Annotated in this window: 22 protein-coding genes; 7 read left to right on the top strand and 15 right to left on the bottom strand. The window is 62.8% G+C overall.

The window, feature by feature from the left end:
• Positions 1–67 precede the first annotated feature (67 nt).
• The 7 genes from A5892_RS06605 to A5892_RS06580 form a co-directional block, all read right to left on the bottom strand.
• Positions 68–574: a CinA family protein gene (locus A5892_RS06605; RefSeq protein WP_064122128.1), complete on the bottom strand. Its 507-nt coding sequence runs from the start codon at positions 572–574 to the stop codon at positions 68–70.
• Positions 575–708: 134 nt separating this feature from the next.
• Positions 709–849 carry a hypothetical protein gene (locus A5892_RS20450; RefSeq protein WP_190295664.1) on the bottom strand — a complete coding sequence of 47 codons (141 nt, stop codon included), beginning with the start codon at positions 847–849 and terminating at the stop codon, positions 709–711.
• A gap of 154 nt (positions 850–1,003) precedes the next feature.
• Complete coding sequence (locus tag A5892_RS06600) at positions 1,004–1,324, bottom strand: protealysin inhibitor emfourin (RefSeq protein WP_064122127.1); 321 nt, start codon at positions 1,322–1,324, stop codon at positions 1,004–1,006.
• A 50-nt stretch (positions 1,325–1,374) separates the two neighbouring features.
• Positions 1,375–2,424: a M4 family metallopeptidase gene (locus A5892_RS06595; RefSeq protein ID WP_064122126.1), complete on the bottom strand. Its 1,050-nt coding sequence runs from the start codon at positions 2,422–2,424 to the stop codon at positions 1,375–1,377.
• A 75-nt stretch (positions 2,425–2,499) separates the two neighbouring features.
• A complete protein-coding gene (locus A5892_RS06590; RefSeq protein ID WP_064122125.1) occupies positions 2,500–3,393 on the bottom strand; it encodes an ion transporter in 894 nt (297 codons plus the stop codon).
• 108 nt (positions 3,394–3,501) lie between these two features.
• Positions 3,502–3,909, bottom strand: coding sequence for a hypothetical protein (locus A5892_RS06585; RefSeq protein WP_064122124.1), 408 nt, complete (start codon positions 3,907–3,909; stop codon positions 3,502–3,504).
• Between the two features lie 81 nt (positions 3,910–3,990).
• Positions 3,991–6,381, bottom strand: coding sequence for a DNA polymerase II (locus A5892_RS06580; RefSeq protein ID WP_223302809.1), 2,391 nt, complete (start codon positions 6,379–6,381; stop codon positions 3,991–3,993).
• A gap of 609 nt (positions 6,382–6,990) precedes the next feature.
• Here A5892_RS06580 and A5892_RS06575 point away from each other — a divergent pair.
• From A5892_RS06575 to fdxA, 4 genes are all read left to right on the top strand, one after another.
• Entirely contained in the window at positions 6,991–8,319 is a 1,329-nt protein-coding gene (locus A5892_RS06575) for an IS110 family transposase (protein ID WP_064121411.1), read from the top strand.
• A 581-nt stretch (positions 8,320–8,900) separates the two neighbouring features.
• On the top strand, positions 8,901–10,229 hold the full coding sequence (locus A5892_RS06570; protein WP_064122123.1) for an IS110 family transposase: 1,329 nt from the start codon (positions 8,901–8,903) through the stop codon (positions 10,227–10,229).
• 667 nt (positions 10,230–10,896) lie between these two features.
• Positions 10,897–13,455, top strand: coding sequence for a DNA mismatch repair protein MutS (mutS, locus tag A5892_RS06565; RefSeq protein ID WP_064124349.1), 2,559 nt, complete (start codon positions 10,897–10,899; stop codon positions 13,453–13,455).
• Positions 13,456–13,637: 182 nt separating this feature from the next.
• Positions 13,638–13,961: a ferredoxin FdxA gene (gene fdxA, locus A5892_RS06560; RefSeq protein ID WP_027348731.1), complete on the top strand. Its 324-nt coding sequence runs from the start codon at positions 13,638–13,640 to the stop codon at positions 13,959–13,961.
• A 193-nt stretch (positions 13,962–14,154) separates the two neighbouring features.
• On the opposite strand, the gene A5892_RS06555 is transcribed toward fdxA, so the two are convergent.
• Positions 14,155–15,009, bottom strand: a complete 855-nt coding sequence (locus A5892_RS06555) for an oxidoreductase (protein WP_064122122.1) — start codon at positions 15,007–15,009, stop codon at positions 14,155–14,157.
• Positions 15,010–15,217: 208 nt separating this feature from the next.
• On the opposite strand from A5892_RS06555, the gene A5892_RS06550 reads away from it, so the two are divergent.
• Complete coding sequence (locus tag A5892_RS06550) at positions 15,218–16,126, top strand: AraC family transcriptional regulator (protein WP_064122121.1); 909 nt, start codon at positions 15,218–15,220, stop codon at positions 16,124–16,126.
• A 45-nt stretch (positions 16,127–16,171) separates the two neighbouring features.
• Here the strand turns inward: A5892_RS06550 and A5892_RS06545 are convergent, their stop codons facing one another.
• The 4 genes from A5892_RS06545 to A5892_RS06530 all read right to left on the bottom strand — a co-directional run bounded on the left by A5892_RS06545 (position 16,172) and on the right by A5892_RS06530 (position 20,312).
• Positions 16,172–17,629 carry an ArnT family glycosyltransferase gene (locus A5892_RS06545; protein ID WP_064122120.1) on the bottom strand — a complete coding sequence of 486 codons (1,458 nt, stop codon included), beginning with the start codon at positions 17,627–17,629 and terminating at the stop codon, positions 16,172–16,174.
• A complete protein-coding gene (locus tag A5892_RS06540) occupies positions 17,616–18,632 on the bottom strand; it encodes a glycosyltransferase family 2 protein (RefSeq protein WP_064122119.1) in 1,017 nt (338 codons plus the stop codon). Before A5892_RS06540 ends, A5892_RS06545 begins: the two co-directional genes overlap by 14 nt.
• Before the next feature lie 88 nt (positions 18,633–18,720).
• The gene (locus A5892_RS06535) at positions 18,721–19,131 is read right to left on the bottom strand and encodes a GtrA family protein (RefSeq protein ID WP_082890305.1); all 411 of its coding nucleotides are present in this window, start codon (positions 19,129–19,131) and stop codon (positions 18,721–18,723) included.
• Positions 19,132–19,388: 257 nt separating this feature from the next.
• Positions 19,389–20,312 (bottom strand): SdiA-regulated domain-containing protein, encoded by a 924-nt coding sequence (locus A5892_RS06530; protein ID WP_064122118.1) that lies wholly within the window; start codon positions 20,310–20,312, stop codon positions 19,389–19,391.
• 329 nt (positions 20,313–20,641) lie between these two features.
• Here A5892_RS06530 and A5892_RS06525 point away from each other — a divergent pair, with 329 nt between their 5' ends.
• Both A5892_RS06525 and A5892_RS06520 read left to right on the top strand, forming a co-directional pair.
• A complete protein-coding gene (locus A5892_RS06525; protein ID WP_064122117.1) occupies positions 20,642–21,889 on the top strand; it encodes a sensor histidine kinase in 1,248 nt (415 codons plus the stop codon).
• Between the two features lie 45 nt (positions 21,890–21,934).
• Positions 21,935–22,639 carry a response regulator transcription factor gene (locus A5892_RS06520; protein WP_064122116.1) on the top strand — a complete coding sequence of 235 codons (705 nt, stop codon included), beginning with the start codon at positions 21,935–21,937 and terminating at the stop codon, positions 22,637–22,639.
• Positions 22,640–22,763: 124 nt separating this feature from the next.
• On the opposite strand, the gene A5892_RS06515 is transcribed toward A5892_RS06520, so the two are convergent.
• From A5892_RS06515 to A5892_RS06505, 3 genes are read right to left on the bottom strand one after another with little or no spacing between them, the layout of a single operon-like run.
• Positions 22,764–23,948, bottom strand: coding sequence for a DUF3500 domain-containing protein (locus A5892_RS06515; RefSeq protein WP_082890303.1), 1,185 nt, complete (start codon positions 23,946–23,948; stop codon positions 22,764–22,766).
• On the bottom strand, positions 23,945–24,922 hold the full coding sequence (locus A5892_RS06510; protein WP_223302808.1) for an SDR family oxidoreductase: 978 nt from the start codon (positions 24,920–24,922) through the stop codon (positions 23,945–23,947). Before A5892_RS06510 ends, A5892_RS06515 begins: the two co-directional genes overlap by 4 nt.
• 52 nt (positions 24,923–24,974) lie before the next feature.
• The gene (locus tag A5892_RS06505; RefSeq protein WP_190295663.1) at positions 24,975–25,634 is read right to left on the bottom strand and encodes an O-methyltransferase; all 660 of its coding nucleotides are present in this window, start codon (positions 25,632–25,634) and stop codon (positions 24,975–24,977) included.
• Between the last annotated feature and the right edge of the window lie 50 nt (positions 25,635–25,684).

The raw sequence follows: 25,684 nt of genomic DNA, 5'->3' as shown, positions 1-25,684 counted from the left end.
TTGGAGGCCGCCGACGATCTGTTCATATATACAGCATTATAGCCGATTCTCTAAACGCTCGCTACGCCTACCCGCGCGCCGCCAGCCGAGCCGCCAGACCCTCCATCGCGAGCGCCACTGCCTGCAAGCGAACCGCTGCCCGGTCACCGTCGAGACGATGGAGCTCGGCCTCCTGCGCGGCCGTGTCGCCCCAGCCGAACCACACCGTGCCCACAGGCTTCTCCACGCTGCCTCCGCCCGGCCCGGCGACGCCGCTGATCGCCACGCCCAGCGCCGCACCGCTGTCGCGGCAGGCGCCGGCGACCATTTCGCGCACGACTTCGGCGCTGACCGCGCCATAGCGCTCGAGGGTGCCGGCGGCGACCCCCAGCATCCGCTGCTTGGCGGCGTTCGAATAGGTGACGTAGCCGCTCTCGAACCATTCGGAACTACCGCTGATCGCGGTGATCAGCTGCGCTACGCCACCGCCGGTGCAGGACTCCGCGGTGGTGAGCCGCAGGCCACGGCGCTGCGCCAGGCGACCGACGCGCTCGGCGAGCGCCAGCAACGCCTCCTGACTAGGTAGATCGGCCATTGGATCCTCTCCTGAAGGCGGGTTGCAGGCTTCATGATCCAAGTCGAAGGCCCGGTGGGCAAGTCTTGCGCATCCTGATACGACGATGCCCGGGGCTGAACACCCCGGGCATGCAGGAAAAAGGCACCAGCGTCTTAGCCGCCGCAATCGAGATACACCGTCTTGTTGCGTACGTAGGTCGCATAGCCCTGCTCGCCGCCGCCGAGCCCGGAGAACTTCCAGCCGGAATGAAAACCGTTGACCTCCTCCGGCCCGATGCGACTGAGGTAGAGCACGCCGCACTCACTGCTCGCTACCCTTCCCACGACCTCGGCGTCTACAGCAGGCGCGATCTCTCCTTCGCCTGGCGCAAGGCCCAGCTGCCCCTCGCGCCCGGCAGCTGGTCGAACTCGGCGCGGAATGCTCGTTCGAGACGAACCGAAATGGAGACTAAGGCTCCTCTCCCCGCCACCAGCGCAGCAGCACCTCGGGGGCGCGCTCCTCGGGCACGTCGAGCACGGTCTCATCGTCCGCACGCTCGGATGCACCGCGCAGTTCGATGCGAAAGTAGCGCTGGTCGCTGCGCCCGGCGTCTTCCGAGCTCTCCTGCGCGCAGCGCTCGAGCATTTCGCCCAGCCGCTGGCGGAGCGCTTCGTCACCATCGGACAGACGCAGAAGCCGCGGTCGCGACAGGGCCTTGATCGCGGCCAGCCCGCCCTGGCGGGAGATCCGCACCACGCTGTAGCGATCGAAATCGAACGAACCCTTCATGGTCATCCTCCTCTCTCAGTGGCATCCGAAGTGGCAACTACCCGAGCCGTTCAGAACACGCCAACGCCGCGCCAGGCGTCGTCGACCGCGCGCGCCTCGAAGCTCCCTGCGCCGAAGCGGCCCTCGGCGTGCTCGATGGTGAGTCGAGCGAAGGCGTCGAAGTCGGCGTCGTTGGCCAGCCGGCGATCGCACAGGGTGTCGTACCACACCGGGCCGACCGTTTCCCAGGCGAGACCGCCGATCGCCACCGCCGCCAGTTGGAAGGCGCGGTTGGGGATGCCGGAATTGATATGCACGCCGCCGTTGTCCTCTCGGGTGACGACGAACTCGCGCATGTGCCCGGGCTGCGGATCGCGCCCGATCAGCGGATCGTCGTAGGCGCTGCCCGGCTCGGCCATCGAGCGTAGGCCACGCCCCTCGATCCGCGTGGTGAAAAGGCCGGCGCCGATGATCCAGTCGGATTCGGTGACGCTCTGGCCGAGATGGAACTGCTTGGCGAGGATGCCGAAGACATCGGCGATGGATTCGTTGAGCGCACCGGACTGGTTGGCGTAGACCAGCGCCGCCTCGTGCTCGATCACCCCATGGGAGAGTTCGTGGGCGACGACGTCGAGGGCGATGGTGAAGCGGTTGAACAGCTCGCCATCACCATCGCCGAATACCATCTGCCGCCCATTCCAGAAGGCGTTCTGGTAGTCCTGGCCATAGTGCACCGTACCGAGCAGCGCCATGCCATCGCCGTCGATCGAATCGCGGCCCAGGGTTTGGGCGAAGAACGCATGCGTCATGCCGAGATGGTCATAGGCCTCGTCGACCGCCGGATCGTCGCTGGGCGGCCGGCCTTCGGCACGCGCCAGCTCGCCGGGCAGCTCCATGCGCTGCCGGGCGTCGAAGATGCTTCGATCCGGCATCATCGATGCCGCCGCCCGGGTTTCACCCGTTCGCCCGGTGGCCTGCGCCGGCAGCGGATTGGCGAGCAGGCTGCGCACGTGGACCAGCGTGCTCGACGCGCACGAGCGCTGGCGCACGCTGCCGTGGTCGACGATCTGCGACAGCAGGTAGGGCGGGATGAAGGCGTGGCGATGTGAAGTGGCGCTCATGGCGTCGCCTCCTCAATCAGCTAAATGAAACGGCCGGCATGCAGAGACCCGGCCTCATGCCTTCAAGCATAGTGCCTATCCGGCCGACACGTTCGACCCAGGCACTTTCGCCGCATCGCCACCGGACCTCGGGTCGGGGGCGTTCTCATCCAGCCAGGTGCCGCACAGCTTGCAGAAGCGCGCATCGGCTTCGTGCTTTTCATGCCCACAGCCCGGACAGACCTCGTCTGAGTAGCGCTCGAAGTGGATCGAGCGCATCACTTCGGCGGAGAACACCCCGGTGGGCACGGCGAGGATCGAATAGCCCAGCACCATCACCAGCGAGGAGATGACCTGGCCGAGCGGAGTGACCGGTGAGATGTCGCCGTAGCCGACCGTGGTCAGCGTCACCACCGCCCAGTAGATCGAGCGCGGAATGCTGGTGAATCCCGCGCTGGCCGGCTCCACCAGGAAGATGATCGAACCGAAGATCGACACCAGCGAGAGCACGGTGAAGAGGAACAACAGGATCTTGTGCCGGCTGCGCAGCAGGGCTCCCTGGAGCAGCTGGCCTTCGTTGACGAAGCGCGTGAGCCTGAGCACCCGGAATATCCTGAGAATACGAAGGAAGCGGATCACCAGCAGCGCCTGTCCGCCGGGCAACACCAGGCTCAGCCAGCTGGGCAGCAGCGCGGCCAGGTCGATCAGCCCCCAGAAGCTGAATACGTAGTTCTTCGGCCGATCCAGGCAGTAGATCCGCAGCAGATACTCGAAGGTGAACAGCAGCGTGAATCCCCACTCGAGCCAGAAGAACAGCACGCCGTAGCGTTCATGCAGCGAGGCGACCGTATCGAGCATGATCGTCAATACGCTGAGCACGATGGCGCTGATCACCGCTATATCGAACGCCCTGGCGGGCCGGGAATCGGATTCGAAGACGATATGGAACAGCCTGACACGCAGGCTCGAGGAACTGCTCGACGGCTTCATTCGACGTTTCTCCTACCAGTGCGGCTTTAGCGTCGCCGTCACCAGCATAGCCAACCAGGCGGATGGAATCGGGCGCAAGCAGCGCCAGGGTACGGCCGGCCGACGCGCTTAGTCGCGGCAGTAGCCCTCTTCTTCCGGCACCACGATCAGGCAGTCCTGCTTGTCGGCCAGCCATTTGAAGCCGGTCTCGGCGCCGCTGCCCGGGCGGATCGTTTCGAGCACGCCGTGGCGCAAAAAGCGCAGCGTCTGGCCCTGGATCTCGACCCGATAGTCGGCTTGGCTGTCGAGGTTATCCTTCAGCGTCATACGCATCTGGTCCGGCTCGCCGCTGGGAAAGAGCTCGAGAAAGGTACCCTCGGGGCCATTCCAGCGACCGACCCACGCCTGCGTATCGGCTGCGGAAGGCTGGGGCACGGCCGGATAGGGGTCGGCCGTTTTCGAGCTGCAAGCGCTGAGGGCAATCGCCGTAAGGAGCACGATGGGGCCAAGCAATCGGCGCAGGTCAACTGAGGGCATCGCACTTCTCCCATTGGCGTTCTTTGTCGGGGTGAACGTTCGAACTCGCGTCATCACGCTGTGGCCACGGACGCAGCGCGCTCAGAACAAACCGAGCTGCCGATCGATGAGCGAGGCGAAATCATCCTGCACGAACGGCAGGATGGCGTCCGCCACCGGCTGCAACTGGCGTGAAAGATAGTGGTCGTAATCGATCGCCGCACGCCGGACCTCCAAAGGCTCCGGCCCTGCGACCGTGATCACGTAGCTGATCCAGCCGCCGCGCTGGTACTGGCGCGGCCGGCCCTGCTGGTCGTTGTACTCGTCGGCGATACGCGCCGCGCGCACGTGGGGCGGTACGTTGCGCTGGTAGTCGTCCAGCCTGCGGCGCAGCCGCTTGCGATAGACCAGCAGCTCATCGAGCTCACCGGCCAACGTGCGACGCACGAAGTCACGCACGTACTGCTGGTAGGGCTGGCGGTGGAAGATACGCTGATAGAGCGCCTGCTGGAACTGCTGGGCCAACGGCGACCAGTCGCTGCGCACGGTTTCAAGCCCCTTGAACACCATTTCCTCACTGCCATCCGCGCGCATCGCCAAGCCAGCGTAGCGCTTCTTGCTCCCCTCCTCCGCCCCCCGGATGGTCGGCATCAAAAAACGGCTGAAATGGGTCTCGAACTGCAGTTCGAGCGCGCTGTCCAGATCGTACTCACGCTTCAGCCGCTCGCGCCACCACAGGTTGACCCGCCGCACCAGCGCCTGGCCGATACGCTCGGCCTCCTCCCATGCATGTGCGCGCTTGAGCCACACGAAGGTGGAGTCGGTGTCGCCATAGATCACCACATGGCCCTCGGCCTCGATCAATTCGCGCGTGCGCCGCATGATCTCGTGACCGCGCAGGGTGATCGACGACGCCAGGCGCGGGTCGTAGAAGCGACAACCGCTGGAGCCGAGCACGCCATAGAAGGCGTTCATGATGATCTTCAGCGCCTGCGCGAGCGGCTGGTTGCCTTCGCGCTTGGCCGCTTCACGGCCCTGCCAGACCCGCGCCACGATCGACGGCAAGCAGTGCCGGGTCCGCGAGAATCGCGCCCCGCGAAAGCCAGGGACCGATTCGCCGTCATCCGGATGCCGCAGGCCTTCGATCAGCCCCACTGGATCGATCAAAAAGGTCCGGATGATCGACGGATACAGGCTCTTGTAGTCGAGCACCAGCACCGAGTCGTAGAGCCCGGGGCGCGAGTCCATCACGAAACCGCCGGGGCTCGCCTCCGGCGGCCGCTGGCCCAGATTCGGCGCCACGAAGCCCTGGCGGTGCATCAAAGGTATGTAGAGATGGGAGAAAGCGGCGACCGAACCGCCGCTGCGGTCGGCTTCAAGGCCGGTGACCGTGGCGCGCTCGAGCAGGAAGGTCAGAAGCTCGGTAGCGGCGAAGATCCGCGTCACCAGCTCGCAGTCCTTGAGGTTGTAGCGCGCCAGTGCGGGCTTGTCCTCGGCGAACATCCGCTGGATCTCATCCAAGCGCTGATACGGGGTGTCGATCGCCTTGCCCTCGCCGAGCAGCGTCTGCGCGACGTGTTCGAGGCTGAACGAGGCGAAGCTCCAGGTAGCGGAGCGCAGCGCCTCGATGCCGTCGATGATCAGACGCCCGGCGGCGCCGGCGAAGTAGTGGCTGCCACGGCCGGCATGCTCACGCCAGGTCATCGCCGAGCCGTCGCGACCAAGCCGCAACGCCACTCCCAGGCGCTGGGCATGCTCGTGCAGCACGCGCAGGTCGAACTGGACCAGGTTCCAACCGATGATCGCATCGGGATCATGCCGTGCCAGCCACTGATTCAGGCACTCCAGAAGCTCTGCACGGGAGTCGCAGTAGTCGAGCCGGAAATCGAGCGCATCATCGCTGCCGCTCGGCGCTCCGAGCATGTAGACCTGGCGCTCGCCGCAGCCTTCGAGCGCGATCGAATGGAGCTCGCCACGCGCGCTGGTTTCGATATCGAGCGACACCAAGCGCAGCCGGGGGCGGTAGGCCGGCGCCGGCTTCATCTGCGCATCTGCCAGTGTGCCGCTTGGGTCCGGGGTAGCGCTGAACGCGACCGGCGCAGTGATGAACCGCTCCATCAGATAGCGCTCCGGCGGGCGGATATCGGCTTCGAAGACATCGATACCCGCCGACCTCAGCCGCTTGTCCAGTTGCAGCAGCTGGCGATACTGCCGGCAATAGAGACCGAGCATCGGGCGATGGTCGAAATCGCGCAGACCCAGCGCGCGAAGCTCGACATCACGCTCGCCGTGAAGCAGCGACTCCGCCTGCTGGCGCTGCGCCGCGGGAATGAACGCCACGCACTGCTGGCGAGGCAGGCGAAGACGCCGGGGCCCATCGTCGGTCGCCAGCCAGAACTCGACCTCAGTGCCCTCGGCCGTGTCGTACCAGTGCCGGGTCAGCACGAACCCCTGCTGTAGCTCCACCGCCGCGACCCCCGAAATCCGTTTCATCCCCCTATTCTACTGGCCATCGTCCGGGACGGCGCAGATGATCTGCGCACACCGGCGGGCGCAAGCGAGGTAAGAAGAAAAGCGTGGCCAACCCTGTTCGTGGTGAACGCCAGAGGAACGAGCGTCTCGAACCACGGCCTAACCGCCGCCGCACGATCCCTCGACTGGCGCCCTTGATTGCCGAGCCGGTGCTCGACCTTGGCGCGCATGGGCGCCGCTCGGGACGAACGGGTTTATTGGTCCGCTCATGTCCTTCGGCTCGCTTCGCTCGCTCAGGATGCTCGGATAACCGGTGAGGACGCTTCGACATCCGTTCGTGGGGAGGAGCGAGGAACGAGGACGCTTCAATATCCGTTCGTGGTGAGCCTCCTGTGCCATCGCGATGGCACTGCGCATGGACCTTGAACCCGAGTAGCATGGCTGTGTTGCCGCAAGCAGCGTGGCCGCATGTCTTTTGGTGCCGGGTGCCCGGTGGTGAGAATGGCTCTGGTCGTGGGCTGCTGCGCATTATGGTGAGCCTGGCTTCCCGTTGGAAAGATTTGTCTTCCCAGAACACGACCGGGCTTGCGGTAACCCCTTCTCCATCGACCCGTTCCCAGGAGCTATGAGATGGCCCACTTACCGGTATTGGATCCATTGGCAGCCTTCGTGGATGTCGGCAGCGAGCAGATGTATGTGTCGATTGCCGGGGGGGAGCCGAAGGTATTCGGCACGTTCACGGCACAGCTGCATGAGCTACGCGACTGGCTGTTGTCGCAGAAGGTGAAGTCGGTGGCCATGGAGGCCACGGGGATCTACTGGCTGCCCCTGTACAGCGTGCTGGAAGCCGCGAAACTACAGGTGCTGATGGTCAACGGTAAGCACACCCGCAATCTGCCGGGTCGCAAGACGGATATGAAGGATTGCCAGTGGGGAGCGACGTTGCACGCGCACGGACTCTTGCGGGCAGGCTTCGTGCCCCCAGCCGAGATCCGGCGCTTGCAGGATTACCTGCGACTGCGCCAGGACCACATCACGCTGGCCGCAGGGCATGTGCAGCATCTGCAGAAGGCCTTGGAGCGGATGAACATCAAATTGCACGATGTCATCAGCAACCTGGTGGGCCGCAGCGGCATGGCGGTGATCCGGTCGATGCTCGAGGGTGAACGCGATCCCGAGCGACTGCTGGCTTTGTGCGACGTGCAGATCCGCCAGCAGAAGGCCGAACGGATCAAAGCCTCTCTGCAAGGGACCTGGGCCGAGGAGCATCTGTTCGCGTTGCGCCAGGCGCTGGAAAGCTGGGAGCACTACCAGCGTTTGATCAGGGCTTGCGACCAACAGATCGAAGCGGTGCTCCGTTCGATCGACGTCGATCCTCCGACCTCGCCGCCGTCCAAGGCGCACAAGCGAGGCGGTGCCAATGCACCCCAGATCGATGACCTGCATCCGATGCTGGTGGCTCTGTGTGGAGGCAATGATCTCACCGTGCTTCCCGCCCATACGGACTACAGCGTCCTGCAACTCATAGGTGAAGTGGGAACCGACCTGACCCAGTGGCCGACCGAGAAACACTTCACCGCTTGGGCCGGGCTGGCCCCCGGGAGTCATCAGAGCGGTAAGCGCCAACGCTCGGCCAAGCGCAGGCGTAATCGTGCTGGGCGCCTGTTTTGCGTCATGGCCCGCAGCCTCGCCCGCAGCAAACACATTGCGCTGGGCGGTTTTTACCGTCGGATGGCGGGTCGCCGAGGTGGATTGATCGCCAATATCGCCCTGGCGCGCAAACTCGCGGCGCTGTTCTGGCGCGTCATGGTCAAAGGATTGGACTATGTCGAACACGGACTCCAGTACTACGAGGCACAGGCGCTGGAAACCAAACAACGTTCCATGCGTCGACTCGCCAAGCAGCTCGGGTTCTCCGTGACGCCTATCCAGACTGAAGCTCAAAATGCTTCTGCCTGAAAGTTGAGGAAGAACGATATGACGACCGCCCAATCTCCCCCCTGATCATCCCCCTGTCGAGGAGAACTCGGAGGGGGTTCATGGAAAGGAGCGAGGACCCTTCGACTCGCGGTACTCGCTCAGGATGCTCGGATGCGTCTCGAACCACGGCCTCATCGCCGCCGCACGATCCCTCGACTGGCGCCCCCATTGCCGAGCCGGTACCTGCCCGTGGCGTGTACAGGCGCCGCTCGGGACGAACGGATTTATTGGTCCGTTCGTGTCCTTCGATACGCTTCGCTTACTCAGAATGCTCGGATAGCCGGCGAGGAGCAGCCCAGCCACCGTTCGTGGTGAGCCTCCTGTGCCATCGCGATGGCACTGCGCATGGACCTTGAACCCGAGTAGCATGGCTGTGTTGCCGCAAGCAGCGTGGCCGCATGTCTTTTGGTGCCGGGTGCCCGGTGGTGAGAATGGCTCTGGTCGTGGGCTGCTGCGCATTATGGTGAGCCTGGCTTCCCGTTGGAAAGATTTGTCTTCCCAGAACACGACCGGGCTTGCGGTAACCCCTTCTCCATCGACCCGTTCCCAGGAGCTATAAGATGGCCCACTTACCGGTATTGGATCCATTGGCAGCCTTCGTGGATGTCGGCAGCGAGCAGATGCATGTGTCGATTGCCGGGGGGGAGCCGAAGGTATTCGGCACGTTCACGGCACAGCTGCATGAGCTACGCGACTGGCTGTTGTCGCAGAAGGTGAAGTCGGTGGCCATGGAGGCCACGGGGATCTACTGGCTGCCCCTGTACAGCGTGCTGGAAGCCGCGAAACTACAGGTGCTGATGGTCAACGGTAAGCACACCCGCAATCTGCCGGGTCGCAAGACGGATATGAAGGATTGCCAGTGGGGAGCGACGTTGCACGCGCACGGACTCTTGCGGGCAGGCTTCGTGCCCCCAGCCGAGATCCGGCGCTTGCAGGATTACCTGCGACTGCGCCAGGACCACATCACGCTGGCCGCAGGGCATGTGCAGCATCTGCAGAAGGCCTTGGAGCGGATGAACATCAAATTGCACGATGTCATCAGCAACCTGGTGGGCCGCAGCGGCATGGCGGTGATCCGGTCGATGCTCGAGGGTGAACGCGATCCTGAGCGACTGCTGGCTTTGTGCGACGTGCAGATCCGCCAGCAGAAGGCCGAACGGATCAAAGCCTCTCTGCAAGGGACCTGGGCCGAGGAGCATCTGTTCGCGTTGCGCCAGGCGCTGGAAAGCTGGGAGCACTACCAGCGTTTGATCAGGGCTTGCGACCAACAGATCGAAGCGGTGCTCCGTTCGATCGACGTCGATCCTCCGACGTCGCCGCCGTCCAAGGCGCACAAGCGAGGCGGTGCCAATGCACCCCAGATCGATGACCTGCATCCGATGCTGGTGGCTCTGTGTGGAGGCAATGATCTCACCGTGCTTCCCGCCCATACGGACTACAGCGTCCTGCAACTCATAGGTGAAGTGGGAACCGACCTGACCCAGTGGCCGACCGAGAAACACTTCACCGCTTGGGCCGGGCTGGCCCCCGGGAGTCATCAGAGCGGTAAGCGCCAACGCTCGGCCAAGCGCAGGCGTAATCGTGCTGGGCGCCTGTTTTGCGTCATGGCCCGCAGCCTCGCTCGCAGCAAACACATTGCGCTGGGCGGTTTTTACCGTCGGATGGCGGGTCGCCGAGGTGGATTGATCGCCAATATCGCCCTGGCGCGCAAACTCGCGGCGCTGTTCTGGCGCGTCATGGTCAAAGGATTGGACTATGTCGAACACGGACTCCAGTACTACGAGGCACAGGCGCTGGAAACCAAGCAACGTTCCATGCGTCGACTCGCCAAGCAGCTCGGGTTCTCCGTGACGCCTATCCAGACTGAAGCTCAAAATGCTTCTGCCTGAAAGTTGAGGAAGAACGATATGACGACCGCCCAATCTCCCCCCTGATCATCCCCCTGTCGAGGAGAACTCGGAGGGGGTTCATGGAAAGGAGCGAGGAACGAGCGTCTCGAACCATGGCCTCGGCGCCGCCGCACGCTCCCTCGACTGGCGCCCTTGATTGCCGAGCCGGTGCTCGACCTTGGCGCGTATGGGCACCGCTCGGGACGAACGGGCTCATTGGTCCGCTCGTGTCCTTCGGCTCGCTCAGGATGCTCGGATAGCCGGTGAGGACGCTTCGACATCCGTTCGTGGTGAGGAGCGAGGAACGAGCGTCTCGAACCACAGCCCTGCCGCCGCCGCACGCTCCCTCGACTGGCGCCCTTGATTGCCGAGCCGGTGCTCGATCTTGGCGCGTATGGGGGCCGATCGGGACGAACGGGTTAGGAGGAGCGCCAAATCCCGGCATCCTCGTCCCATTCATGTCTCTCGATGCGCGGACACCTGGGCCTGACGCTTTCCTGCCGGACATACACTCCAGCACCCGCTTCTCGCGTGTTAACCTTGCGCACATTTTGCATGGTCGAGTCGGGCGTCCCAGCCCGACCCTACCAGCGCCCCACGATTCCGATTGAACCATCAGGAGCCTAGTGGCCACGTGGCTTCCAGCGACCTTTCCAAACATACGCCGATGATGGCGCAGTACTTGAAGATCAAGCGCGAGCATCGAGACGTGCTGCTCTTCTACCGCATGGGCGATTTCTACGAGCTGTTCTATGACGATGCCAAGAAGGCCGCGCAGCTGCTCGATATCACCCTGACCCAGCGGGGTGCCTCCAACGGCGCGCCGATTCCGATGGCGGGGGTGCCCTATCACAGCGCCGAGGCCTACCTGGCGCGGCTGGTGCGACTCGGTGAGTCGGTGGCGATCTGCGAGCAGATCGGCGATCCGGCGACCAGCAAGGGCCCGGTGGAGCGCCAAGTGGTGCGCATCGTCACCCCCGGCACGCTGCACGATGAGGCGCTGCTCGATGCAAGCCGCGACAACCTGCTGGTGGCACTGAGCGCTACCCCGCTCAAGCCGGGCGAGCCGGGCGAATCGCGGCGCTGGGGGCTGGCATGGATCGAGCTCGCCAGCGGTCGTTTCGGCGCGCTCGAGGTGGAAGGAGAGGTCGAGATGCTCGCCGAGCTGCAGCGCCTGGCGCCAGCGGAGCTTCTGGTCCCGGATTCACTCGCGCTGCCGGAGGGGCTCGACAAGTACCGCGGGCTGCGCCGGCAGAGCGATTGGCTGTTCGACCATGACACCGCGATGCGGCTGATCTGCGACCAGTTGAAGGTCCAGGACCTCCAGGGCTTCGGTGCCGCGCACCTCGACCACGGCGTACGCGCGGCGGGGGCGCTGCTCGACTATGCCCGCGACACCCAGCGCGGCGCCCTGCCCCATGTGAACAAGTTCACGGTGGAACGCCGCGACGATGCGGTGGTGATCGATGCCGCCAGCCGGCGCAACCTCGAGATCGACATCAACCTGGGCGGCAGCGGAGAAAACACCCTGGCCGCGGTGCTCGATACCACCGCGACCCCGATGGGCGGGCGCCTGCTGCGCCGCTGGCTCAATCGCCCGCTGCGCGATCGAGCCGCGGTCGAGGCTCGCCAAGCGGCGGTGGCGCTGCTGCTCGAGCGCGAGGCCATGGCCGAGTTCGCCGCCAGCCTCAAGCGCGTCGGTGACGTCGAGCGCATCCTCGCCCGCGTCGCGCTGCGCAGCGCTCGTCCTCGCGACTTGGCACGCCTGCGCGATGCATTCGTAGAGCTGCCGACGCTCGCCGCGATGCTCGCCGAGTTCGATAGCGGCAGCGTGCTCGATGAGCTGCGCGTCGATATCGTCGCCTACCCGGAGCTCGAGCGAACGCTGACCGATGCGATCATCGACAATCCGCCGGCGGTGATCCGCGACGGCGGGGTGATCAAGCAAGGGTTCGACGCCGAACTCGACGAACTGCGGGGATTGAGCGAACACGCCGGCGACTACTTGATCGAGCTCGAGGGCCGAGAAAAGGCCCGCACCGGCTTGAGCAACCTCAAGGTCGGCTACAATCGCGTCCACGGCTATTTCATCGAGATTCCCCGTGCCCAGGCGCGCCAGGCGCCGGCCGACTACATCCGTCGCCAGACGCTGAAGAATGCCGAGCGCTTCATCATTCCCGAACTCAAGCAGTTCGAGGACAAGGCACTATCGGCCAAGGCGCGGGCGCTGGCGCGCGAGAAGCTGCTCTATGAAAGCCTGATCGACGCACTCAACGTCGAGCTCAGCGCGCTCTCGGCGAGCGCCGCGGCGCTCGCCGCACTGGATGTGCTCAACGCCTTCGCCGAGCGTGCGCTGAGCCTCGACTTCAGCCGGCCGCTGCTGCGCGAGGCGCCGGGCATCGAAGTGCTCGAGGGCCGCCACCCAGTGGTCGAGCAGGTTTCCGAGCACCCTTTCGTGCCCAACGACCTGGTGTTCGACGACCGCCACCGGATGTGCGTGATCACCGGCCCCAACATGGGCGGCAAGTCGACCTACATGCGCCAGAACGCGCTGATCGCGCTGCTCTGCTACACCGGCAGCTTCGTACCGGCCAAGCGCGTCGAGATCGGTCCGATCGACCGGATCTTCACCCGTATCGGCTCGAGCGACGATCTGGCCGGCGGGCGCTCCACCTTCATGGTCGAGATGACCGAGACCGCCAACATCCTGCACAACGCCACCGCCGAGAGCCTGGTGCTGATGGATGAGATCGGCCGCGGCACCAGCACCTTCGACGGTCTTTCACTGGCCTGGGCGAGCGCCGAGGAGCTGGCGAGGCTGCGCGCCTTCACGCTGTTCGCCACGCACTACTTCGAGCTGACCGCGCTGGCCGAGCAGCTCGACGAAGTCGACAATCTTCACCTCACCGCCGCCGAGCACGATGACGGCATCGTCTTCATGCACCGTGTCGAGCAGGGGCCGGCGAGCCAGAGCTATGGCCTGCAGGTGGCCCAGCTCGCAGGCGTGCCTCGCCGGGTGATCGAGCGCGCGCGTGAAAAGCTCACCACCCTCGAAGCGCAGGAGGTCGACAGGCCGCGCTCGCACGATCTCAGTGCGCCACAGCAGGCGGACCTGTTCTCGGCCCCGCCTCATCCGGTGGTCGAAGCCTTGGCCGAACTCGACATCGACGGACTCAGCCCGCGACAAGCGCTCGACGCGCTCTATGCGCTGCGCGAGCGGCTTTGAAGCATTCCCCCGGTGACGCCACGGGGGATGCTCGACGCTCAAGTGGACAACCCCTAGAATATCGGCCCCGACCGGAAAACCCACGCGGACGCCAGAACAGACTCGATACCAAGCGGGCGAGGCGACGCAGCAGCCGTCCGATCCCGACCCATCGGGGCCGTAATGATTCGAGGAGAAACACCATGGCGTTCGTCGTCACTGAGAACTGCATCCGCTGCAAGTACACGGACTGTGTCTCCGTCTGTCCGGTCGACTGCTTCTACGAGGGGCCGAACTTCCTCGTCATCCATCCCGACGAGTGCATCGATTGCGCGCTCTGTGAGCCGGAATGCCCGGCGCAGGCGATCTTCTCCGAGGACGAGCTGCCGGCGGGACAGGAGCATTTCATCGAACTCAACGCAGAGCTTGCCGACGAGTGGCCCAACATCAGCGAACAGAAGGATCCGCTGCCCGACGCCGAGAAGTGGGACGGTGTAGAGGGCAAGTTCCAGTACCTGGAACGCTGACGCCTGCCCCCACCGAGATAAAAAAACCCGCGCAAAGTCTATCGCGCGGGCGGGTTTGGGGCTTGAAGCCTGTTCGCTCGAGCCCCCTGAGTTGCGTTCGGGGCCATTGATGCATAATCAGGTTCGTTCGCTGCCGAACACGATGGTCTGGTCACGAACGATGCCGACGATAGCGCTTGCGGCATGCGTGGAATCAGCGATTCAATGCGACGTCATCGTGATCCGTCGAGGTCGATAGACTCTCCCATGCAGCGATCTCAGACAGGCGCTCGGCCAGCTCCTGGCGCGCAATACTGACGGCATCGGAGCCAATCAACAAATGCAGCGGCGGGGTTTGCGCGTTCGCCAGCTGAATGATGGCCGGGCCGAGCTTGGCCGGGTCGCCGGGCTGCTGGTGGTTGTACTCCTTGTACATGGTTTCGGTCTTGCTCCGAACCTCCTCGTAATCGCCGATCGGGTTGCCGGCAAAACGCGCCGAGCTGGCATCCAGGAAATCGGTGCGGAAATAGCCGGGCTCCACCACGGTGACGTGGATGCCAAGAGGCGCGAGGTCACGCGCTAGGTTGATGCTGAACCCTTCCACGGCGAATTTCGACATGCCGTAGAGCGTGCACAAATCGAACCCGACCACGCCGCAAACCGAGCCGATGTTGATGATGTGGCCGGAGCGCTGACGCCGCATCGCCGGCAGCACCGCTCGCGTCATCCTGGTCAGGCCGAGCACGTTGGTGTCGAGCTGGCGCTCCAAATCTTCCTCCGAGGATTCCTCGAAGATACCAAGCTGGCCGTAGCCGGCGTTGTTTACCAGCACATCGATGGTGCCAAAGCGCTCGATGGCCGCCTCCGCTACGGCTTGCGGTCCAGCGGGGTCGGTCATGTCCAAAGACAGGATCAAAAGCCGGTCGGTGTGTTCCGTGAACGCACCGCGGGCTGCTTCCACATTGCGCGCCGTCGCCACGACGTTGTCGCCCGCCGCGAGGGCGGCTTGCGCGATCTGAGCACCCAGGCCACGAGCGGCACCGGTAATCAGCCAAGTCTTGTTGCTCATTTCTCGGATCTCCCAACTAAAGATGAGGCAGGCTTGCAGCAATGATTGTGGGCTCGCCGCGCATCGTCGGATAGGTTAATTTCTATCCGGTTATTGCCTATTCCTTTGGACCAGGTGGGCGTTTGCGCTTTTTATGGCACAATCTTCGCCTATTGATAGGCGATCCACCATAGGAGCGACTGTGCCCGACCCTACGATGCAGGATCAAATGACCTCGCTGCTCAAGCAGCTCGCGCCACACGAGGGCTACACCCGCTCGCTGCTGGATGGCGTGCGGTTCATGCGTGCCGACCAGCCGCTCGGGCGAACGCCGGTACTCTACGAACCGAGCATCGTCATCGTCTGCCAGGGACATAAACGCGGCTATCTCGCCGACAAGGTCTACCGCTACGACGCCCAGCACTATCTGGTGCTCTCGGTGCCGCTGCCGTTCTCGAGCGAAACCGAAGCAAGCCCCGAGGAGCCGCTACTGGCCGTTTCGGTCCGGCTGGACATGACCACGGTGGCCAATCTCGTCATCGAACTGGAACATCTCGAGACGCGCGCAATCACGGCACCCGAGGGCATCGTGTCGACACCGCTGGATGCGACGCTGGCGGAGACGGCCTTGCGCCTGCTGCGTGCCCTGGCTTCGCCGGTCGAGGCGAAGGTACTGGGGCCGGGCATCGTGCGCGAGCTGTGCTACCGCGTGCTGTTGGGCGAACAGGGTGGCGCGATTTGCGCAGCGCTTACCAATCACGGCAACTTCGGCCGGATCTCGCGCGCGCTGCGGCGCATTCACAATGACTACGCGCAGCCGCTGGATGTCGGCTCGCTCGCGCGCGAGGCGGGTTTGAGCGTGCCGACCTTCCATACGCACTTCAAATCCATTGCCAGAACATCGCCGATCCAATACATCAAGTCCGTCAGGCTGCACCAGGCCCGCCTGCTGATGATCCGCGACGACCTCACCGCGGCGGCCGCCGCGGTCCAGGTCGGCTACGAGAGCCCATCCCAGTTCAATCGGGAGTTCAAGCGGTTGTTCGGCCGCAGTCCTGGTCAGGAAGCACGACAAATGCGCTCGGCCTTCTCGCTCTTGCCCGCGACCCAGCTCGGCGAGGTCGCCGCCACGCATTGATGGACTCGCGCCATGGCACGGGCGGTGCGCCGATGGCGCCAGGGCCTAGCGAATCCTGCCTACCCGGTACTGACGGCTGTTCGCCAGCGGCAAGGCGGTCAATGGCAAGACGGTCTGCAAACGAGCCATGACATCAGGCCGGGCGGCGATGAAAATCGAGCCCTCGGTGCTAGCGACCAGCGCCGGCAGCGCTTCGCTCGACACCAGCGCTGCCTGCCCTCGCGAGTAGTAACGGGCCGAAAAGGACCTGCTGTCGACGAACCACAGCGTGGCACCCGGTGGCGCCATGGACATCACCTGGCGGATGAGCACCTTCTCGCTCTTGACCGCTGCCGGGTGGATGCAGATCGCAATCGTCGCAAGCAGCGCCAAGGCCGGAACGAACAAGGCTGGCGCGGTGCCAATCGCATGCAGTGCGGGTGATCGTCTCGACTTCAAGCGCCGTCCGACGAGAACCAGCGCCCGCCCCGTCAGGATGGCGAACGCGGGCAACGCCGGCAGCACATAGGTCCAGAGGATGTTTCTGGACAGCGTGAAGAACAGCACAACGAACAGCGCCCAAGCGATCAGGTAGCCGGTCATCGGTCTGCGGATCAGGCGCAGCAAGGCCACGCGGCCACGCCGATGGCGCAGCGCAGCGGCGAGCATCGCCAGGGCAAGAGGACTCCAGGGCAGCGTGGCGACCAGCCAGTCCAACCAGATGACCCCGATGGCCTGCCGATGGGCGGTGCCATACAAATCGCCAGACCATCCGGATTGCAGGAATCGCTGCACATGCTCGCCGAGCAGGAAGTAGTCCCAGAACCCTGGCGTCCTGCTCTCTGCAATGACGTACCAAGGCACCGCCAGGGATGCCACCACCACGAAACCGGCCAGCCATCCTCGAGCCGATATCGCAGGCCATACCCGGCGACGATATGCCAACAGACACATGACCGCCGGGCCCGCGACGATGACCAGCGCAAGCGGTCCTTTGGCGAGCAGGCCGATCGCCAGCCCTACGGCGGCCAAAAGGCGCCAGTGCCATTGAGGCAGTATCAGCCCGGCCATGAACAACGTGGTACCCAATGCCAGGAAGGGATCGGTAAGAACCGCTCCGGCCATCATGTAAGGCAGCGCGCAGGTCGCGTAGATCATCACGGCGGCCGCCGCGGCCCGCCAGCCCGCCCATGCCCGCGCGAGCGCATGGATGGGCCACAGGGTCACCGCGGTGACCACCCAGGCGGGGAGCCGGGCGACCCATTCCGACAATCCGAACAACTTGATCGACAGCGCCTGCAACCAGAAAGAGAGCGGCGGCTTACCCCAGAAGGGAACGCCTGGCTCGAACCACGGCGTGACCCAGTCGCCGCTGAGCGCCATGAGCCTTGCGATTTCCGCATAGCGCGGCTCTGTCGTATCGATGTAGGGAACCCACACCATGCTGACGAACCGCAATCCCAGCATCCCCAGCGCAATCGCCAGCATGGCGACTGCGGGACGGCGCAGATCAAGCCTTCTCATTATTGAAATGCTCCGGGCTATTTTCCATGCGAGATGAAGGCTCGCCGGTCGATTCGTCGATGTCACGCACCAGGTAGCGAGGGCGCTGCTTGGTCTCGAGATAGATCCGGCCGACGTACTCCCCCAGCAAACCGACGGAGAACAGTTGGATGCCTCCCAGAAACGTCATCATCGCAATGGAGGATGGATAGCCGGATGGGGCCGGATAGCCCTGGAGGGTCTTCACCACGATCCAGAGGCCGAACACGGCGCCTGAGACCGCAGTGACCAGCCCCAAACCAGTGACCCAGCGCAAAGGCGCCGCGGAGAAGGAGGTCACCCCCTCCAGCGCCAGACGCAAAAGGCCGAAGAAGCCCCACTTGCTGCGCCCAGCCGCACGCGGCTCGCGGTCGTAGAGGATTTCATGCGTGGGGAAGCCGACCCAGGCGAACAGGCCTTTCATGTAGCGGCTGCGCTCCGGCAAGCGGTTGATCGAATCAACCACCCTGCGGCTGAGCAGTCTGAAATCACCCGTGTCCTGGGGAATCGGAAACTCGCTCAAACGGTTCAAAATGCGATAGAACAGATGCGCGCAGCTGCGCTTGAACCAGCTTTCTCCCGACCGGTGGCGTCGGCGCATCGCGATGACATCCGCACCAGTGCTCCGCCATGCCGCGAGCATGTCCGGGATCAGCTCGGGCGGATCCTGCAGGTCCGCGTCGATCAGAATCACCGCCTCCCCCCTGGCGTGATCCAGACCTGCCGTGATAGCCGCCTCCTTGCCGAAATTCCGGCTGAGCCGAATCACCCGCACGTGGCTGTCTTGCGACGCCAGCGCCACCAGCGCTTCGCCGCAGCCATCGCTGCTTCCGTCGTCCACGTAAAGCAGCTCATACGCCAGCCCGATGCCCTCCATGACGCCACGCAAACGCTGATGACATATATCCAGTACAGCGATCTCGTTGTAGGCGGGCACGACCACGCTCACCACTACCCGTTCCATGTTACTGAACAGGAAATTCATTGGTGACTCACCGCGGAGGGCCGCGTCAGCGGCTGAAAAGTGTTCGCTCATCATCGGAATCTCGAGAAGAAATACGAACCCACGCCGTTCATCGGCACGCAAACTTTTGCAAGAAGAGGAAATTGAGCAGCGCAACCAGCGCGGTGCTCGAGAGCTGAGCCAGCACGATCCCCATGCCGCTCGTATGCAGGACTTGAAATGCGACCAGGTTGACCGACCAAGCCATGCCTACGGAAAGCAAATAGACGCCAAGCGAAAACCCGCGCGCACCGGAAAATACATAGCGGCGCTGCAAGAAATAATTAGCCGACGCACCGACCGCCATTGCCAAGGCCGTAGCACCCCAAGGCTGAACACCGCAGGCGACGAGCAGCGCCATCACCCCCCAGTGCAAGAGGGTCGCCATTCCTCCGGCCGCCAGGAACCTGGCTAATCTCGCCAACCAGGCTGGATGACGATGGGCGGCAAAGCCTTTGAATGAGAAATTTTCTTGATCCATGGCCAAGAAATCTACTTGACCACTTGACAGACAAACATCGAGCCGAGCTCAAGAATTCATCAAGCCAGATGGCGTTGAAAGAGCCCTGGACGCCCGCAAGGATGGACTTGGGTGAGGGAGGATCGAGGCGAGGGAGACCGCTCCCCTTCCTCGGTGCCATCGCCACTGGGCTGCCATGCAGCCCAGTGGGATAAGCAGGATAAGTGGGATAGACGATCGAGAATGCGGGCGGAGAAGATTTGGATAGCGGTCGGGGGTCAATCTCCAGCGCTGAGCGTGAAGCGATAAAACAGATTCGGCTCACTCACCAGATAAATGTTTCCCTGATCATCCATCGTGATGCCTTCTGCCTGGGGGATATCCATCATCAATCCATGCCGCCCCGCCAGCAGCGGCAGACTTCTTATCACGCGTTTGTGCCTGTCCATTTCGATTATGCGGCGAGACTCATCGGACAGGATCAGCAGATGTTTGGTCGTGGCGTCCAAATGAATGCCGGAGATATCGCCAATGGGCAGTCTCTGATCATATCTGGCATCCCGCAGGATGTGAATATCGAGCGTTTCGTTGTCCTCTACCGGAAAACCGCTGACTTCATAAATCCTCAATGGATCTTTTTCTTTCGCTACGAAAATACGGCGCTCATCATGGTCGTAGGATAGTCCTTCGAAGCCCTTGTTACCGTTGAGTTCGATTCCTATCGCCAGTCTCGCGCTTCCACCGGCATCGACGAGCGAAGTATCGTCGTCGATATGCACCTCGACGAGTGCCTGTATCTGCTCATCGGCCACCAAGTATCGACCCCGGCCGAGATACTCGATTGCTTCAGGGTCCTGTAGGCCATTGGTGGGGATGCGTCTCAGCAACCGGCCATCCAGCGATAACTCCAAGATTTCGGGTGATTGATTGGTCACCGCGATCAACGTATTTCTGTCTGGATCGAAGGTTATTCCCGAGAGGTTATCGACATCTGGGATTCTCACGCCGTCGATGTCCACATAATAGTCACCGGACAAGACGCCAACCCGGTCGTCATAGTCATGAAATGGGCGCTCTATCCACCACCTGAACAAAAAAGGCCACGCGATGACGGTAGCCACCACCACACCGAGTGAGATAATCGCGGCCAAAAACACCAGGTAACGTGTAGGCCGACCACGCGGCGCAGTGGATGAGGACAATTGAGTGGCCTTCGTCAAGTAGGTATGCTTGTCACAACGGGACTGCTTGGCGCTGCCCTTGGCGGATGGCTCGATACCATGGATGAGGCGCGCTCAAATCCGCATCAATCAAACAACAAAAAAACGTCAAAATCATGACATCTGCGTAGATGCGTGACGCGCCATACCTTGGGATACTTGGCGAGCGAGCGCAGTATGGTTAGGTTAGAATCGCCACTGCTTTTGCTGTAGACCAGACGCTCTGGCCTGCAGGTTCCACCGCAGCATCCATGTGCACTTCACTGCTTGAATGTTGGGTCAATTTGTCTAACGCCCCAGGGAATTTGAGAATGAAATCAATAGAACAGCGGATACGGTATTCGGGTATAGGCATCGTGCTGCTGACACTTTTCGCCGCTTTGTCGAGCATGCTAATCGTAAATAATTTCATGGAAGACGCTGCGCTCGTTTCGGACATGCAGAAAGAGCGAGAGTTTTTATTGAGCGAGGTTGATCCTGAAAGCACCTTTACTTGGCGCACCGCGACCATCCACGCATTCTGGGTCCCTGCCGGGCAGCAGGCAGAGGCGGATATCCCTGATTTTTTCAGTCTGATGCCATTTCCCTACAACGGCGAGATGAATGTCGACGGCCTCAACTATGTGGTAAACAACATCGAAGTTCCGGGTGGGCGTTTGTATCTGGCTAAAGACAATAGCTTGCATGAAAATAACGAAAAACTTTTCAAACAAGCGATCGCCGCCATGTGTCTCGTCATGGTCATACTTGCCATCATTTTGGTTCAGCTCACGATCCGGCAATTGATCGCGCCACTGACGCTCTTGACCCGAGAAATAGAAAAAATGGAGCCGGCGGCGGCGATGGCCAGGCTTTCCGAGCAAGATGTGGATAAAGAACTGCAGGTGGTTGCCAAATCGTTCAATAGGTTTCTCGATGAAATCGAGTCCTACGTGAAGCGTGAAAAAACCTTGCTCGGCATGGCCAGCCACGAGTTACGCACACCGATTTCGATTATCTCCGGCGCGATGGATGGCATTGAGTCGAGAGGCAATACATCGCTGACCGACATCAAGGCCATGCGGCGTATTCGCCGTGCGGTGGATGAAATGGACGCCAGTGTCGAGGCCATTTTGAAGCTGACGAAATATGGTGATCAGACGATGACCCCCGTGCCTGTTCGCGACATCGTCATGGAGGTTCTCGAAGATGCGGGGGAAGCCCACAACGCAAGGGAGCGAGTCCGATTGATGGGCACTGCCGAGCCCGTTGTCACCGCGGATCCGGTACTGCTCAAGATGTTGGTGCGTAACTTGCTGAATAACGCTCTGCAACATACCACCGGGTCAGTCAATATTCGTATCGAGAAAGAATGGATAGAAGTGAACGACGAAGGCACCGGATTGCCCCAAGACTCCCGAGCCTTTTTGAACACGGGCATCAAGCGAGGCGGGCTATCTGCCTCCGGCCTCGGGCTGTTCATCGCCACTTTGATTTGCGAGCGACTGAGGTGGCGATTGTTGGATCTGGATAATCCGATGGTAGAAGGGACAAAACTACGCCTGATGTTCATGAGCTGACCCGGTTGCTTCCTTACCAGCGTTTTGCCTTGCGTGGAGGTTTTCATGATCAATAAAACCAAGGTGCTCATCGTCGAGGACAACACCGAACTGGCGGAGAATCTGTATGAATTCCTGGGGGAAGAGCAGTATGAACTAGACCTCGCACAGGGCGGCATGACGGCGCTGCATCTGCTGGATACCCAGGTCTACGATGTCGTCGTACTCGATGTAATGATACCGGGTTTGTCGGGCTTCGATATTTGCCGCAAGCTGCGCAAGGACATGAACAACCAGACCCCGATCATATTCATGACTGCCAAAGGGGCCATCGAGGACAAGGAAGAAGGCTACCTGAGCGGCGGTGACGACTACCTGGTCAAGCCCTTTCCCCTGCGTGAATTGGCCTTGCGTATCAATGCGCTTCATCGACGCAGACATCATGATACACAGCGATTATGCGCAAAATCGCTGACGTTCAACCCAGGCAATCTCGAAGTTCGGCTGAATGGCGGCCAAGCGCTCGCCCTGTCGGGGCTCGCCGCGCATATATTCGAAGCCTTGATCCGAAGCTATCCCGATTTCGTTTCCTATGACTCACTCAGCTCGAGGCTGTGGCCCGAGCGCGATGTCGATGCCAACACCCTGCGAACCCATATCTATATGCTGCGCAAGCAATTACAGGACGCTTATGGGCACTCGCTGATAAAGACCCTGCATGGCCGAGGCTATATCCTGACGCCACCTGATGTTGATCAGGCCGAAAGCTGAGCCAGGGATGCTGCTCAACCAACCAGCCCCTGATACCCGGGAGTTCGCCGGCCTCCATGCCAAACGCCGCGCCAAGGGTCAGGAAACCCTACTGCCCTGCCATTACGTAGAACCAGTGGAATGACTACATCCCGGGGCGGGTGCCGCCATAGTCCGTACGCTTGTCGCGCCAAACGGCGTGGACGTGGGGCTGGTCGGTGGAGTAAGCCGGGTCCATGGCCAGTTCGATCCATACCGAAGGCCCGTCGATGCGGACGTAGTCCCCGGTGCGAGTGAGCGAGGGCGAACCGGAAAAGCTGAGATACGTGGTGTCGAGTTCACGCTCGTAGCGGGCAAGAATCAACTCAGCGTCCGCGTCGGCGATGTCATTCACGTACAGGCTGATCGCTTTCAGCAGCAGCGCGCGCTGCGTCTCGGTCAGCGACGCCGCTGCGATGCCCTCTACCCTGGCCGGGAAGTTCCAGTCCTTGTTCCTTACCTCGGGCCCTAACAGGAGCACTCTTTGTCTCCTGCCAAGCTCGGCGGCGTCGGTCTGGCCCCGGTCGAGCGAGGCAAGCAGCGAGACGAACGCCTCCCACTCGTCGCGCTGGGGCCGAATGGTGACCCCGTCGAGTTCGACGACGGTGTGGGGTTCGATCGCTCGGAACGACGGCGTTGCCCCGACCAGAACCCCATCGCGGTAAGTATTGGTCAGCGCGAGGTGGTGTCCGCCGAACTGAAGCTGCCAAATGCCGCTGTCCGACGGCGCACCCAAGAACGCGATATAGAAATTGCCCCTGCCGTAGCCCTCTCGACCACCGTTTCGACGAATCCAATCGTCCATCGCGAGATGCTGCTGGATTTCATCGAAGCCTTCGTTGCTGCCGCTGCCGGTAGCCGCCGCAAGCAGAGCGTTCAGGGCACTCCATTGCGCATCGGAAAGCGTCCCCAAGGCCAGGCCAATCCGCGCTTGCCGTTGGCGCATCCCCCACTGGGGAAAGGTGTGCCACCTTGCGGCGTTGGCGAAGGTGTACTCCTGGAGCAGGGCGGCGCGCTGTTCATCGTCGAGCATCGCCATGAAGGCATTCGCCCGATCGAGGACCTCGGCGCCGGAGCCACTTGGAGCACCGAAAGCCAAGCTGCCGTCAGCGCCGCCGGCTTGCGACGCGACCGCCTGAACGGAGCCGTCGGCGGCGGCGTACATGCCTGAACCCAGCAGCGAGATGGCCGCGCCCGCCAATAGCTTGCGGGGTACCAAGGCGCTGGAGGCCCTGCGCGCATGTCCAATCGACGCGGGGATCGTACGTGTCAGGATGTATTCCAGGTTCATCGCAGACCTCCTGACGTGGAAAGCACCTGCATCGGCCGGGCCTTTGCGTAGTAGCCGGGCTGGTCGAGGTCGGCGAGCAGGTCGGGGCCTTGCGGCATCCAGCCCAGCAGCTCACGGGTGCGTGCGCTGGATACCGACATATCCGCGCCCGCCATGTTGGCGAACCCGCCGAAATGCTCGCGCCCCCGCGATTCGACCGGCAAGCCGAGGCGGCGGCCGATCACTTCGGCAATCGCCTTGAACGGCACCGACTCGTCGGCCACCACGTGGTAGGCCAGCTCGGTCACACCCTGCTCCAGCGCAAGGCGATAAGCGCGTGCGGCATCCTGTCGATACACGCCGGACCAGCAATTCTTACCTTCGCCGATGTAGGCCGATACCCCCGTCTCCTGCGCCAGCCGGATCAGGGTCAAGACGAACCCGTGATCGCCAAGCCCATGCACCGACGGAGCGAGGCGAACGGTCGCCGCGCGTACACCGCGTCGTGTCAAGGCCTGTGCGGTCGCGTCCGACTTTCGCAGGCCGGTCGCAGCGGGCGGATCGGACTCGATGGCACCGCGGGCCAACCCCGAGAGGCCCGAGGTGACGAGCAGCGGGCGACCGGATCCCCGCAGCGCACTTCCGAGAGCCTCGATCACGCGGCGATCCTGCTCCGCGCTCTCGGCGAACTTGGAAAAATCATGATCGAACGCGGTGTGGATCACCGCGTCCGCCGCCGCCGCGGCGTCGCGCAAGGCGTCGAGATCATCGAGCGTGGCACGAACGACCTTTGCGCCGGTGGCGGCGAGCGCCGCGGCCTTGTCGTCGGAGCGCGCCAGGCCGGTGACCCGGTGGCCTGCCATCAGCAGGTCGTCAATAACCGCCGAACCGACCCAGCCGGTGGCTCCTGTTACGAATACGTGCATGGCTTTCTCCCGGAAATTCAGCGTTGATAGCGAATACGGAGCTTGTCGTGGCCAAGGCGAGACTTGCATTTCCTTACCCTCGCCCGGCCGTCCGGTCACCGTGTTCGAGGCGGGCCGTCGTTCAGCCCACCCGCATGGAGAGTTCGACGTCCTGCGAAAACGGCACGGACAGGTAGCCGCTGGCCGGCGAACGCACTCGCGCCAGATAGTCGGGGCTGTCGTCGGCGTTGTCGGCGACGATCAGCGCGCCCGGTCGCAGGCGGCTCTCCATCAGCGAGAGGATGTCGCCGTAAAGCGCCTTGGCGCCGTCGAGCAATAGCAGGTCGATGGTGTCGGGAAGATCGGTCGCCAGCGTCTTCAACGCGTCTCCTTCACGAATCTCCACTAGATCCGCAAAGCCGCCTTCGGCAACGTGCTCGCGCGCCCGCGCCACTTTCGAGGGCTCGAACTCGCTGCCGATCAAGAGACCGCCGCCGTTGTCGCGTAACGCTGCGGCCAGATGCAAAGTGGAGATGCCGAACGAGGTGCCGAATTCGACGACGCTGCGCGCACCGGTGCTGCGCGCCAGCAGATAGAGCAGCGTGCCGGTTTCGCGCGATACGGGAAGCCAGAGGTCCTTCAGCCGCCCGTAGAAGTCGAGGTACTCGGTCTTGCTGTGGATCAGGCGCTCGCGCTCTTCACGTGAGATTCCGGCCAGTGCCGGGCTGGTCGCCGCATCGGCCTGGGCGAACAGACGATCCAGCAAGGGTGCCAGTGGTGAGGTGGTCAGTGTGGTGATCATGGCGGTGTCCGGTCCGAGATCGATCGCCCCGCTTGGGGCCAGGCTAAAAT

The sequence above is a fragment of the Halotalea alkalilenta genome, assembly GCF_001648175.1.
GTDB lineage: Bacteria > Pseudomonadota > Gammaproteobacteria > Pseudomonadales > Halomonadaceae > Halotalea > Halotalea alkalilenta_A.
The sequence above is the reverse complement of the archived record's forward strand: the minus strand, read 5'-3'. Positions and strand labels throughout refer to the sequence as shown.